The organism is Verrucomicrobiia bacterium (assembly GCA_035629175.1).
Taxonomy (GTDB): Bacteria; Verrucomicrobiota; Verrucomicrobiia; order Limisphaerales; family DASXHY01; genus DASXHY01.
On record DASPIL010000031.1, the window covers coordinates 15,626 to 29,440 of the forward strand.

The window sequence follows — 13,815 nt, forward strand, 5'->3', positions numbered from 1 at the left end:
GCGACTTTCCCGAATGGAACCCGCGCTTTCAGATGCCCTGCAACAAGGCGAGCAACTCGGCTCGCGTTACGCGCTGCAGATCCCACAGGTCGCTGCCTCGGGCCATATCGGATCGCGGCTCGGGCGCCGCGCGGGGAGTTCCATCGATTTCCAGGACTACCGTGAATACCAGCCCGGCGATGACCTGAGGTTCATTGATTGGGGCATGTACGCGCGGACGGACCGCGTGAGCGTGAAATTGTATCGCGAGGAAGTGACACCGCATCTCGACCTGATCGTTGACGGCTCGCGCTCTATGAACCTTGAAGAGTCGGCCAAGGCGGGAGCGACCGCGAAACTTGCCGCATTGCTCGCGACCGCGGCGGCGAATGCCCACTGCTCGCGTGCGGTGTGGCTTTCGGCCGAGGGATTCCAGCGCATCGCCAATGATGTTCATCCGCCCTCGGCGTGGAGCGGGTTTGATCTGGCGAGCTCGCGAACACCTGACGAGGCATTCGAGATTTTAGCGCCCAAGCTGCGACGCGTGGGAATTCGCGTGCTGCTAAGCGACCTCCTTTGGCCCGGCAATCCCGTGAGCACCATCCGCCGCTTTCGGGAAGGAGCCGCGGCGCTGTTCGTTGTTCAGTTGCTGGCAGCCGAGGATTTGAACCCGCCGGAAAATGGCAGCATCCGCCTCGTCGACAGCGAAACGGGTGAGGTGGCGGAATTGTTCGTCGACGCCAGCGTGAAGAAGCAATACCGCGAGAACCTCGCGACGCTGCAGCAGTCGTGGGCCGATGCCTGCCGCCAGTCCGGCGCCCAACTCACGACCTTGATCGCCGAAAAAGTGGATGATTCGCTCGGCGAGCTTGAAGCAATGGAACTGCTGATGCCTGGATGATCACGTATCCCCTTGCATTGCTCGCACTCGCGTCGCTTCCCGCGCTGGCGGCGATTTACTTCCTGCGGAATCGTTTTCGCCGCCGCCAGGTCTCTTCGCTGATGCTCTGGCGTTTTCGGGTTCAGTCGAAGGAGGGCGGGGCGCGGGTTCAGAAGCTTCAGCTTCCCCTGATATTTTTCCTGGAGCTTCTCGCGTTGCTAATGCTTGTGACTGCGGCGGCTGGACCGCATTGGAAGCTCGCGAAGGCCACGCGGCCTTTGATTGTCGTTCTCGACGATTCATTTTCGATGCGTGCGAAATCCGATGGCGCAACCAGTGCCGATCGCGCCCGTGCTGCGCTGCTGCGGTTGTATCGATTCCAGGCGCCGCCGTCCACGCGCGTCATCCTGGCGGGAGCCCAGCCGCAGTTGCTGGGCGGCAGCGCACGCACTGCTGCCGAAGTGGAAGCCTTGCTCGCGGGCTGGAGGTGCCTTGCGCCGCATGCCGCGCTCGATTCTGCGGTGACGCTCGCTGGAGAGGTTGGGCGTGGCGAAGCAAACATTCTGGTCCTTAGCGACCACGCTCCTGCTGACGAGAAGATTGTGAACCCGCGGTTGCAGTGGCGCAGCTTTGGGCGGCCGATCAACAACGTCGCGATCGTTAATGCGTCACGCACCGCCCATGGTGACGAGGATCGCTGCCTCCTTGAAGTTGCGAACTTCTCCAGCCAGCCGCACTCCAGCCGGATTTCCGTCCAATCCAGTTCCAACGCTGTCCAGCAAACAGTGCTTGAACTCGGGGCAGGGGAGCAGCAGCGGTTCGTGTTTAACCTGCCGAAATCCGGAGAAGTGCTGCAGGTGCGTCTTCCCGCCGATTCGGTCGAACTGGATGATCTGGTGGAATTGGTGCCGCCGCAACGCAAGCGCGTTCGTGTCCGCGTTGCGCTCACCAACGAACCGCTGAATGAACTTGTGGAGCGAACTCTCGAGGCCACGGGCTTGCGCGCGGCGCTTGTTCAAAATCCCGAGCTCGTGATCCATCATTCCGATCATTCCCCGGGTTCAAACACGTGGAGCGTGCGCTGGAATATTCCCGCTGATGCGAAGGCGTTCACGGGCCCTTTTGTGATCGACAGCGCACATCCTCTTTCCGAGGGCGTCGCGCTGGCGGGCGTCGTATGGGCGGCCGGGGCCATCACGAACGCGGCGGATGAGGTTCCAGTCGTGATGGCGGGGAACGTGCCGTTGCTTTCGGCGCGCGAGGACCTGAGCGGACGCCGCTTCCTGACGCTCAACTTCCAGCCCGAGCTTTCGACGTTGCAACGTTCGCCCGATTGGCCGGTGTTGTGGTGGAACCTCCTCGACTGGCGAATCCGCCAAATGCCTGGCCTGGTGGAAAACAACGTCCGGCTCGGCTCCGATGTCGTGGTGCGAACGAGCGCTGATGCAGTCCTCGTTCGGAGTCCCGACGGAAGCGAGAAAACGTATCCGCACTTTCAGCAGCAACTCGCGGTGGACGCGCCCATTCCCGGCGTTTACTCGGTCGTGTTCGGCAGCTCGACCAATTTGTTCGCCGTGAACACGCTGGCGCCCGAGGAATCGAATTTGCAAAAGGCGGCGGAGGGTGAGTGGGGCGCATGGAACGAGGACGTGACGCGGCGCCAGGAGCAGTCGCCGCTCGCGTGGATCTTTGCACTTTGCGCGCTCGCGGTTTTGTCGGTTCACCTGTGCATGCTGGCACTCGGGAAAGGCGCCGCGTGATCGCCATGTTCCAATTCTTCCAGCCTGCATGGCTTCTGTTGTTGATCCCCCTTGCGGTCGCTCTGTTCGTCTGGCCGCTCGCCAGCCGGGGCTTGCGCGTGCTGCGCGCCGTCATCTTCATTTTGATTACGCTAGCGCTCGCGCAATTCACCATTCGCCTCCCCGATCGCGCGGGAACCGTGGTGGTTGTTGCGGATCGCAGTGAGTCGATGCCCAAACAGGCGGATAACGCGCAAAAGGAAATCATTGATCTGCTTCACAAAGCGATGCGACCGCGGGATCAACTCGGTGTGGTGGCCTTCGGCAGGCAGGCGGTTGTGGAACATCATCCGCAGCACGGCGAGTTCAGCGGCTTCACTGCGCAGGTGGGAAGCGAACATTCCGACCTGAACAGCGCGATCGAATCCGCTTTGGCTCTCATTCCGCCTGATGCTGGTGGCCGCATTCTGGTTCTCTCTGACGGAAAATGGACGGGCGGTGATCCGATGAACGCGGCAGCGCGCGCGGCGGGACGCGGCGTGGGGTTGGATTACAGGCTCCTCTCGCGGCCCCAGGTGAGCGACGTGGCGATCCAATCGTTGCTCGCGCCGGATTCCGTGATGCCCGCCCAGGCCTTTGTGGTCAGCGGATGGGTGCGTTCGCCTGCGGACGTGGAGGTGCAGTATCGACTTCGCCGTGGCAACACCGTCATTGCCTCAGGCACGCGCCAACTCACTGCAGGATTGAACCGATTGATGTTTCGCGATCGCGCAGGCGGGGCGGGCGTGCAGGAGTATGCGTTGTCGATCGATGGACTTGAGCAGGATCCAATTCCCGAGAACAACGAGGCGCGCGCGCTGGTTTCGGTCGAAGGCACGCGTCCGCTGCTCATCGTGTCGGCCGCGGGCGAAAGTTCCGGTCTGGCGCAATTGCTCAAGCGCAGCGGCGTTGATCTGATCGTTCAGCGGCCCACTGAATGCGAGTGGTCGCTCGAAGGGCTCGCACAATTCGCGGGCGTGCTGATTGAAAATGTTCCTGCAAACCAGGTTGGCAGCAGCGGAATGGAATCCATTGCGGCCTGGGTCGAGGAAACTGGCAGCGGCCTGATGCTCACCGGCGGACAGAAAGCCTATGGCCCCGGCGGATATTTCAAGTCGCCGCTGGATCGCGTTTTGCCTATCTCCATGGAAATGCGACGCGAGCATCGCAAGATGTCGCTCGCGATTGTCGTTGCCCTCGATCGTTCGGGCAGCATGGCCGCTCCCGCGGGCGCGGGACGCACCAAAATGGATCTTGCAGACCTCGGAACTGTTCAAGTGCTCGATCTGCTTTCGCCGCTCGACGAGATCGGTGTCATCGCTGTCGACAGCTCGCCCCATGTCATCGTCCCATTGAACTCCGTGGAGGTGAACCAATCGCAGCGCGGACGCATCCTCAGCATCGGTTCGATGGGCGGCGGCATTTTTGTATTCGAAGCCTTGTCGGCGGCATCGAGCATGGTGCTGGCCGCAAAGGCAGAAACAAAGCACATCATTCTGTTCGCGGACGCGGCGGATTCGGAGGAACCCGGACGGTATGTTGCGCTTCTCGAAAAATGCCGCGAGGCAGGAGTGACGGTCAGCGTGATCGGATTGGGAACTGAGCACGATGTCGATGCTGCCTTGCTCAAGGACATCGCGGCGCGGGGTGGGGGAACCTGCTACTTCACGGCATCGCCCGACGAAATCCCGCGGCTGTTCGCCCAGGACACATTCACGGTCGCGCGCAGCACGTTCGTCGACACACCCACGCCCTTCCAATTGACGGCCGGTTTTACCGCGCTCGGCGCCACGTTGCCGCAGAATCCCCCGGCACTGGGCGGCTACAATCTCTGTTACATACGCCCCGAGGCCAACCTCGCCGCCGTGACGCAGGATGAATATGCGGCGCCCGTGGTGGCGTCATGGAACGCGGGAAACGGACGCGTGTTGTGTTACCTGGGTGAAGCCGACGGAAAATTTAGCGGCGATTTTGCGGGTTGGGTTCAGGTTGGGGAATTCTACGCAACACTGGCTGGCTGGACGGCGGGGAAACGCCAGCCGCTTCCCGATGATCAGTTGCTCGTGCAGCGGGTGCGCGATGGGTTCTGTGTGGTGCAACTGCATCTCGATCCCGCCCGCAAAGGCGATCCCTTCCAGGCACTGCCCCGGGTGAAGGTGCTGCACGGGAGCCAGGGGTCTGCGCCCGCGCGGCGGACGATTCCATTGCAATGGAAGAGCGCGGATCTGCTTGAGGCAACGATTCCCATTTCCGGGCGTGAAACTGTATTGAACACGGTGGAGATTCCGGGGCACGGGCCGATCACGCTTGCTCCTGTGTGTTTGCCGTATTCACCCGAGTTCGCGCCCGATCAACCCGGGCGCGGTGCGCCGACGCTGGTGCAACTTGCGGCGGCGACTGGCGGGAAGGAACGGATTGAACTGCCGCAGATCTGGGCTGACCTCGTCGCCAAGCCGCGATGGATCGATCTGAGCCCGTGGCTGTTTGTCATGGCTGCTCTGCTGTTCCTGGTGGAAATCTTCGAACGCCGCACGGGATGGTTTGGGCGAATTCGAAAATCCGCTTCCGCGGCTGGGGCTAAGGCCGAGCCGGTCCCGGCGGAGGGGCGCCCGGCCGTGAAATCCCCGCGCGCGCCCGCCGCCCCCACAGCCGAGCTGAAAAAGCCATCCGCAGCCCGACATCCCGCCCCCGTCCCCGCCGATGACGCCGGTGCTTCGGCGGTGGACGCCCTGCGAAAAGCGCGGGAGCGGGCGGGTCGCCGCACGAAGCGCGACTGACCGGGCGGACGGTTTTCTCCGTCGTGACCTTTCGAACCCCCCATTTGGGTTTCAGCTGCTGAACGGCTTCAAATACGTTTCCGTCGCGGACACTTCCAGCCAAGCCAGTGCAGCCAGGGGTTCGGAAAACGTGTCAGACAAACCACGACAGGCCTTTCAGACCGGTGCCGATTTATGGGGACCTGCAGTTGCGGAATTCTTTTTCACGAAGCGTGCGGCCTGGCCGCGAGCGTTTCAGAAAATAAATAACGCAACACAAGCACAGCTATAAACCCGATTCTGCCACCTCATTCGGCCGACCCGTGGATGATTTATCACGGCGGATTCTATTACTACTGCGAGACGCGGAACAAACGTCACATCTATATCCGCCGTTCCCGGACCATCGCGCAGATCGGGGCTGATCCTGGCGTGTGCGTCTGGAGCGCGCCTTCCCGCGGAGGCAACAGCAACAATGTCTGGGCTCCGGAACTTCACCTGGTCGACGGACGCTGGTACATCTATTACGCCGCAGACGACGGCCGGAATGAAAACCATCGCATGTGGGTTCTCGAAGGCGACGGCTTTGATCCCATCGGACGCTATCGCTGCCGCGGGCGCCTGGAAACGGGCGGATGGGCGATTGATGGAACCATCCTGACTCTCGACGACAGCCGCAAGTTTTTCATCTGGTCGGGCTGGCCCGGCAAGCGCGACGGGCTTCAGAATATCTACATCGCTCCCATGCGCGACCCCGTGACGATTTCGGGTCCGCGTGTGATGATCGCCGCGCCGACACAGCGATGGGAACGCGCGACGATGCCCATCTGCGAAGGCCCGCAGGTGCTGAAGCGCAACGGCGACATTTTCATCGTCTATTCTGCGAGCGCAAGCTGGACCCCTGATTACTGTCTTGGATTGTTGCACAACAACACAGGCGATGTGTTGAATCCCGCCAAGTGGATCAAGCACGGCCCCGTGTTTCAAAAGACCGATCAGGTCTGGGGCGTCGGCCATTGCTCGTTCGTGAAGTCCATGTGCCAGACGGAGGACTGGATCGTTTATCACTCGAAGACCAGCCTCGAGCATGGCTGGGAAGATCGCGACGTCCATGCCAAGCAATTTGCCTGGAGCAGCGATGGCTTTCCTGATTTCGGCGAACCCCTTCCGCGCCGCGCTGCCGTTGTTCCTTCGCGCAAAGGAAAGTCGGTTCCGATCGCGGCATGAAAGGAGCTTTCCATCGTTCCAAGACGAAAATGATGAAGAAACTGTTCTCCACCCGAACTTTTTTGCTGGCTGTCCAGGTCACCGTGGCAATTTCTGCCGGTATGTTTGCGGGCGCGATGTGGCGTCTGAAGCACACGGAAGGGAAGGGCGCCATCACCACGGATTCGACCAATGTCCGCGTCACCACCCGGCGCGAAGGCGATCAAACCCGCGTTTACGTTCACAACCTCGAGCGTTCCGAGGTCACGATGACGTTCGATTTCAAGGTCGTGAACCTGAAATCCGATGTGACGTTTCCCTACACCGCGACGTTCGCTCCCGGAGAAACCGAAGCCTTCGTGCTCGCCCCGAACTCGCCTGACAAGCCTTGGGAGTACGCCTACACGAATTATTTCAAGCTCGGAAGCGCGCTTGCCGTGCCGGACGGATATCTCTACACGCTCCCGTATGAGCCCGGCGCGACATTCAAGGTGACCCAGGCATTTGGAGGAAGCTTCAGCCACACGGGTTCGAACAAATACGCCATCGATTGGAAAATGCCCGAAGGGACGCCCATCTATGCGGCGCGCGGCGGGTTGGTCATCAAGTCCAAGGATGATTCAGACCTGGGCGGCGGGAGCATCCGGTACGATCGCTACAACAATTACGTTTTAATCCGTCACGATGACGGAACGCTGGGACACTACTGCCATTTGCTGAAGGACGGTGTCCGCGTGTTTCCGGGACAATTGGTAGAGGCAGGTGAGGTCATCGCTTTGTCTGGCAACACTGGATTCTCGAGCGGGCCGCATCTGCACTTCTGCGTGTTCAAAACCGTGAGCGGCCGCGAACGCGTCAGTATTCCAATTCAATTCCGCGGCGACAATGGCGCAGCACTGACGCTTGTCGAAGGCCGCCGCTATACCGCGCCCGTAGTGCAACAGCAGGCGAGCTCCCAGTCGACGCTTGCAAGTAGTGTGTTACAGTAGATCAGCCGTTTGCCACTCTCGAAAAAGAAACAGCCCGCTGGAATCAGCGGGCTGTTGCGTTTGATGCGACCATTACGGAGTTGTTGTGCCGCCGCCAGTGGTATCGCTGTTTCCGCCCTGCGTAGTCGAACCCGCCCCGGCTCCTGCCGAACCGCCTGCTCCGGAGCTGGTGCCGGTGTCACTGGAGCTGCCTCCCATGTTGCCGCTCGATCCGGAGCTCGTTCCACCCGGGCTCGTCGCTGAACCCTGATCTGCGGACGGCTGGGTCCCATAGTTGGTGCTGGAGCTGGTGTCGGTGCCGACGCCGCTGTTGTAGTCATCGCCCGTTCCACCCTGGTTACAACCGGCAAGCAACAACGCTGCACCGGCAATCGCCATGAACTTTTTCATACCTCAATCCTTTTGTTTTGGTTACTGCACTAACAAGTTGCGTCAACGTGTGTCTTCCCCAATTCCGCCTCAACGCGGAGAACACCCTCCTTCCCGTTCGGAAACGCCCCACGGGAAACCCCTCACTGCAAATCGAGATCCTTCAGCCAGTCAGCCTTGAGCGTCGGGTGGAATGTCAGGATGGTTACGCCGTCCTCCGCTTCCACGATGACAGATTGATACGCCGTTCCGTTTTCGGATTCCATCAGCTTGATCCGGATTGGCTCCACGATTTCAAGGTCACGGCCCGCCTCCCCGCTCGTGCGCAACGCAATGCGATCATTGCAGTCATCGCGACGGCCAAACTCGACAGTGTCGAAGGCCACGTTGCTGGCGACCTGAATCTTGGCGCCGTTTGGCTCGACCTTGTGGATGTTGAGAGTTCCGCCGCGTTCATTCTGGTTCACCCGCTCCCAGAAACCGGCCCAGTCCTGTGTTTTAACTTCGCGCATGCTGTTAGTTGTGAAGTGTTATTGAGGGCGTGAGATGATGCGGTCACGGGCTTCGCGATTGAGTGAATTCATCTGGTTCACGACCGACGGGCTCACGCCCTGGTTTGTGAGATAGGTCTGCTGCTCGCTGGTGAGTTCAAAGACCTGGCCCGTGGCTTGAAGGCGGCTGACGACCTCCTGGTCCGTGTAGCCTGCCTTGTCGAGCGCAACGACTTCATCCAGGGTTACAAATCCGTCACTGTTCAAATCGGCTGTCGCTGCGCTGCGGGCTTCCTCGGGCGTGGCTGGACGGGACTGCGCGGCTTCCGTCGCAGTTTCTGCACCGCCCTTATCCTTGTTGAGAATGCGATCGCTGTTGGCCCCCACGACATAACCGCCCCCGGCACCGAGTGCGCCGCCGAGGATCGCTCCGAGCAGTCGATTGTCTTCGCCTCCCACTGCAGCCCCTGCAGCCGCACCGCCAAGGCCGCCGATCACGGCGCCCTGCTGGCCTTTATCGCCAGGAAGGTTGGAGCAGCCGGTCTGCAGCATGACAGCGGTTAAACCGGTCAGGACGAGTGACGAAAGGGTCGTTGGTTTTTTCATAGGATTCTCCGTATTCGCGGCGGTGAACACGTCTTGCGAGCCGCCAAGGTTTCCGCAACGTCGCCGCCGGAGAGGGCATTTCAACTGGGGTAAAAGCCGAACGGCAGGCGCATCGCGCTGAAAGGTCTGCGCGACATGGGACGCCAGGCTGCGCAGGATTGCGCGAGGAATGAAAGAATACGCTGCCGGATTGGGATTCGTTTTATGCCGCGCTGATGGGCTGGGATGGCGCAGCGCAGCCATCCCTGCCGTGACTGGGCTGCTAAGACTTGACCGGTTGAGCGCTGGCTTCGGTGCGCTTTTGTTCCCGCACCCGATGCAGCGCTGCCTTCTGCTGTTGCAGGCATTCCTCGCAAATCCCATGCGAAGTCGGTGTGTCGAAACTTTCCTGCAGAAAACCTTCGAGCGGCATCCATCGGCCTTTGTGATCGATGCGACGGCACCAGGCACAGACTTTCAGGAATCCTTCCAGGTATTTGACGCGGTCCAGCATGCGTCGAGTGGAACGCGTGACGAGCAGCCATACCGCGAGGATGAACAGCATGGCGAGGGTTGAGGCATGAAACTCGGGAATGAAGTGGGTTTCTCCAAAGATCAGAGACGAAAGGTTGAGCCAGTCATCGAGCCACGACAGAAAGATAATCGCGAGGAAGCCGACGCTTTGATACAGCAACACGCGCGGGCCGGTATTTTGTTCCGTGGAACACCAAACGTTTGATTTCATTGTGTACGGCAATCCAGAATTTTCTATTTGGCAGTTCGTCAGGGTTGTTTTTTCTCACGCATGAAATGTGCCGCTTCAATCCGCACGGACGATGAATACGCTGGCAGCAGTGGTTCCTTTGCGAGCGTCACTCATTGCAGGCAATTTTCCCGGGAAAGATTCCGCGTTTCAGAACACCCGCCGTCTTCAAACGAGACAGCCCGGGAAAAAGGCTTGCCGCCTCCGGGCCTTTGGCGACAATTCGCCATCTACACGTCAACCAAACACTGAATGCTTTATGGGACGCATCTATAACAATATTGTTGAAACCGTCGGTCGCACTCCACTAGTTCGCTTGAACCGAGTCACCGAAGGCCTGCCCGCAACGATTCTCCTCAAATGCGAATTCTTTAATCCTCTTGGCAGCGTCAAGGATCGTATCGGCATGGCGATGATCGAGGATGCGGAACGGAGCGGCGTGTTGAAGAAGGAAACCGTTATCATCGAGCCGACCAGCGGCAATACGGGCATCGCACTCGCATTTGTGGCTGCAGCCAAGGGCTACAAGCTCATCCTGACCATGCCGGAGACGATGTCGCTCGAACGACGCACGCTGCTGGCGATGCTGGGCGCGCGGCTCGTGCTGACACCTGGAACGGAAGGCATGAAGGGCGCCATTGCAAAGGCCGAACAGATCGCGCGCGAAACGCCGAACTCCTGGATTCCGCAACAATTTGAGAATCCTTCCAACCCCGCGATTCACATGAAGACCACGGCTACGGAACTTTGGGAGGATACAGACGGCAAGATCGATATCCTTGTGTCGGCTGTGGGAACGGGCGGAACGATCACGGGTTGTGTTGAATACATCAAGCCGCGGAAGGCTTCGTTTCAGGCGATCGCGGTCGAGCCGAAGGATTCGCCTGTGATTTCGCAGACGCTCGCGGGCCAGCCGCTCAAGCCAGGGCCGCACAAAATTCAGGGCACGGGCGCGGGATTCATTCCGAAGAACCTGCGTCTCCAGGACTCGAAAGGCACTCCGCAGATTGTCGAGTGCGTGCAGGTTTCAAACGACGATGCGTTTGCGATGGCACGACGGCTTGCCCGGGAAGAAGGCGTGCTGGCAGGGATTTCGACGGGTGCGAACGTTTGGGCGGCTATGGAAATCGCGAAGCGTCCGGAGAACAAGGGCAAGACGATTGTTACGGTCGCGTGCTCGACTGGAGAACGTTACCTGAGCACCCCGCTCGCAGCCGAAGCCCGCGCCGAAGTGGGCGGCTGAGCCCTGCCTCGGCGCGCAGCCTTCAAGGCTGCTTCAGCGTGGAAACGTGCGTCAACCGTGGACCTTGCCTGCGCTTTGTTTAGTCCGCGAGTTGAAGCGGCGTGCACGCCGCGATCTTTGCTACATCATTTGATGGATGGACGCGGACTTGTGGTGCGCCTCCCGTTCGGATGAAATAGCGGCTCCATGAGATTCGCATTCGTCGCCGCCATTCTGATTTGCATCACTTCGCACGTGCCGGCTGCCGAGCGAAAGATCAATCGCGAAGCACTCGTCACACGGCACAATCCCGTCCTGCGCCAGTTTGATGCCGAGAATCCGCTGTCGGTGGGCAATGGAAAGTTTGCGTTCACTGCCGATGTCACGGGCCTGCAAACCTTCTCGGATGCGTTCACGAACACAACGCCTCTCGGCACACTCTCCCAATGGGGCTGGCATTCGTTTCCGAATCCCCAGGGGTGGAGCCAGCAGAAGTTCCAGCATCGCGAGTACGATGTGTTCGGACGCAAGGTTCCTTACAACGACGTTCCCCGAAATATTCAAACGCCGGAAATTCGCTGGCTGCGTGGCAATCCGCATCGCCTCCATCTGGGTCGGTTGGGATTTGTCCTGACCCGCACGGATGGAAGCGCCGCAACTGCTGCCGACCTGGCAGCCGTCGAACAGAAACTCAACCTGTGGACAGGAATTCTGCACAGCCGGTTTCAATGGGATGGTCAGATCGTGGAGGTGGAAACCGTTTGTCATCCCGAACGAGATGTCCTCGCCGTGCGGGTGCGGTCCCCGTTGCTGCGCACGGGCCGGGTCAAGTTGCGGCTCGATTTCCCGTACGGCACGGGTTCAACCATCACAGCCGACTGGACCAAACCCGACGCTCACTCCACGACATTCAAGGCGGCGGGCACGCGCGGCGGTGTTTTCGAACGTCAGTTGGACAGCGATGCTTACGTCGCATCCGCAGTTTGGACTTCGGGCGCGACGATGAGCGAGGAAAGCAAACATCGCTTTGTGCTGACTCCCCGCAATTCCGGGAACACGCTTGAGTTTGCGGTGGAATTTACGCCCGAACGCAATCAGGCCGGAATTCCGGATTTCGGTGACGTGCGGCGCGCCTCAGTGAAGCATTGGGACAAGTTCTGGAGCACAGGCGGCGCGGTGGATCTTTCGGAGAGCTCCGATCCGCGCTGGCGCGAACTGGAGCGGCGGATTGTGTTGTCGCAGTATTTGACTGCCATTCAATGTTCGGGAATTTATCCGCCGCAGGAAACGGGTCTTACCTACAACAGTTGGGAAGGCAAGTTTCATCTGGAAATGCATTACTGGCACGCAGCGCATTTCGCTGTGTGGGATCGGCTGCCGCTGCTCGACCGCAGCCTGGACTATTATCGCAACACTTTGCCAGTCGCGTTGAGCAACGCTCAGCGGCAGGGATACACGGGCGCACGCTGGTCGAAGATGACAGATCCATCGGGAGTCGATTCGCCATCTCCGATCGGTCCGTTCCTGATCTGGCAACAACCGCATCCGATCCTGTACGCGGAGCTTGTGTATCGTCAGAAGCCGGATCGCAAGACGTTGGAACGTTTTGGCAACGTGATTCACCAGACAGCGGAATTCATGGCGTCTTACGCTGCGTGGGATGCGGCCAGCAATCGTTACGTGCTCGGACCCGTGCTGCAATGCGCGCAGGAAATTTTCCCAAAAGACAAAACGCTGAACCCCACCTTTGAACTGACCTACTGGCGCTGGGGATTGGAAATGGCGCAGACATGGCGTCAGCGTCTCGGGCAGTTGCGCGAGCCAAAATGGGATCGCGTGCTGAAGGATCTGGCGCCGCTTCCGCTTGAGCAAGAGAAGTATCTGTTTGCAGAGACTGCGACGGGCACCTACACGGACAAGAAGTGGACCGACGATCATCCCAGTGTGACTGCGGCCTACGGCATGTTGCCTGGGCCGGGTGTCGATCCTGAGACGATGAGGCGAACGCTGCATTGGATTTGGGACAACTGGAACTGGCCTGACACGTGGGGCTGGGATTACGGCATGCTCGCGATGTGTGCCGCGCGGCTTGGCGAACCGGAACGCGCGATTGATGCGTTGCTTCTCGATACACCCAAGAATCACATGGGTTTGAACGGCCACAATTATCAACGGCCGGGGCTGACCATTTATCTCCCGGGAAACGGATCGTTGTTGTATGCGGTCGGAATGATGGCGGGCGGATGGGACGGAGGGCCGCAGAAACCTGCGCCGGGGTTCCCTGACAACGGGAAATGGAAAGTGAAAGTGGAAGGGTTTCGCCGGGCTTTGTAGAACCGACCATTCGCTCGTGCCTCACGGGCGAGAGGGTAAAGCGGTTTCCAGGTATTCGTATTGGTCAGTGTCCATGCGAGGCTAACACGTTGCCCTGAATTCGCGACAATTCGCGACAATTTGCGCAAACCCGTTTTGTCTTTCCCGATCTGCCTCCAGAATTCAAAGAAGTTGCCTCACGGGAAGAGCACAAGATGCGCGAAGAGGAGACGTTTAACAGGAGCAAGCAGAGGCAGCAGAGAAAGGGCAGAGGAAGATGTTTCCGAATCCGCGTTCATCCGTCTCCATCCGTGATTAGATTTTCATTTTCACTGCTATCTTTTCGTGTGGTTCGTGTGGTTCGTGTGGTTCGTGTGGTTCGTGTGGTTCGTGGTTGAACTTCCTCCCTTCAATTCGCGCAATTCGTGTCAACCCGTTTTGTCTTTCCCGATCTGCCTCAGAATTCAAAGAAGTTGCCTCACGG

Annotated in this window: 11 protein-coding genes; 7 read left to right on the forward strand and 4 right to left on the reverse strand. The window is 59.6% G+C overall.

Annotation, left to right across the window (positions count from 1 at the left end; translation table 11 throughout):
- Window positions 1-13 precede the first annotated feature (13 nt).
- From VEH04_04955 to VEH04_04975, 5 genes are all read left to right on the forward strand, one after another.
- On the forward strand, window positions 14-880 hold the full coding sequence (locus VEH04_04955) for a DUF58 domain-containing protein (protein HYG22112.1): 867 nt from the start codon (window positions 14-16) through the stop codon (window positions 878-880).
- Window positions 877-2,619 carry a VWA domain-containing protein gene (locus tag VEH04_04960; GenBank protein HYG22113.1) on the forward strand — a complete coding sequence of 581 codons (1,743 nt, stop codon included), beginning with the start codon at window positions 877-879 and terminating at the stop codon, window positions 2,617-2,619. The genes VEH04_04955 and VEH04_04960 overlap by 4 nt, the downstream gene beginning before the upstream one ends.
- 5 nt (window positions 2,620-2,624) lie before the next feature.
- Window positions 2,625-5,414, forward strand: coding sequence for a vWA domain-containing protein (locus tag VEH04_04965; protein ID HYG22114.1), 2,790 nt, complete (start codon window positions 2,625-2,627; stop codon window positions 5,412-5,414).
- Between the two features lie 279 nt (window positions 5,415-5,693).
- A complete protein-coding gene (locus VEH04_04970) occupies window positions 5,694-6,620 on the forward strand; it encodes a glycoside hydrolase family 43 protein (GenBank protein ID HYG22115.1) in 927 nt (308 codons plus the stop codon).
- 29 nt (window positions 6,621-6,649) lie between these two features.
- A complete protein-coding gene (locus VEH04_04975; protein ID HYG22116.1) occupies window positions 6,650-7,588 on the forward strand; it encodes a M23 family metallopeptidase in 939 nt (312 codons plus the stop codon).
- A gap of 72 nt (window positions 7,589-7,660) precedes the next feature.
- Here VEH04_04975 and VEH04_04980 read toward each other — a convergent pair whose 3' ends face one another.
- The 4 genes from VEH04_04980 to VEH04_04995 form a co-directional block, all read right to left on the reverse strand.
- Complete coding sequence (locus tag VEH04_04980; protein ID HYG22117.1) at window positions 7,661-7,978, reverse strand: hypothetical protein; 318 nt, start codon at window positions 7,976-7,978, stop codon at window positions 7,661-7,663.
- A 122-nt stretch (window positions 7,979-8,100) separates the two neighbouring features.
- A complete protein-coding gene (locus VEH04_04985; protein ID HYG22118.1) occupies window positions 8,101-8,469 on the reverse strand; it encodes a hypothetical protein in 369 nt (122 codons plus the stop codon).
- An 18-nt stretch (window positions 8,470-8,487) separates the two neighbouring features.
- Window positions 8,488-9,054 carry a hypothetical protein gene (locus tag VEH04_04990; protein ID HYG22119.1) on the reverse strand — a complete coding sequence of 189 codons (567 nt, stop codon included), beginning with the start codon at window positions 9,052-9,054 and terminating at the stop codon, window positions 8,488-8,490.
- Window positions 9,055-9,316: 262 nt separating this feature from the next.
- On the reverse strand, window positions 9,317-9,778 hold the full coding sequence (locus tag VEH04_04995; protein HYG22120.1) for a hypothetical protein: 462 nt from the start codon (window positions 9,776-9,778) through the stop codon (window positions 9,317-9,319).
- 277 nt (window positions 9,779-10,055) lie between these two features.
- Here VEH04_04995 and cysK point away from each other — a divergent pair, with 277 nt between their 5' ends.
- Window positions 10,056-11,039 carry a cysteine synthase A gene (gene cysK / locus VEH04_05000; protein ID HYG22121.1) on the forward strand — a complete coding sequence of 328 codons (984 nt, stop codon included), beginning with the start codon at window positions 10,056-10,058 and terminating at the stop codon, window positions 11,037-11,039.
- A 186-nt stretch (window positions 11,040-11,225) separates the two neighbouring features.
- On the forward strand, window positions 11,226-13,352 hold the full coding sequence (locus VEH04_05005; protein HYG22122.1) for a hypothetical protein: 2,127 nt from the start codon (window positions 11,226-11,228) through the stop codon (window positions 13,350-13,352).
- Window positions 13,353-13,815 lie beyond the last annotated feature (463 nt).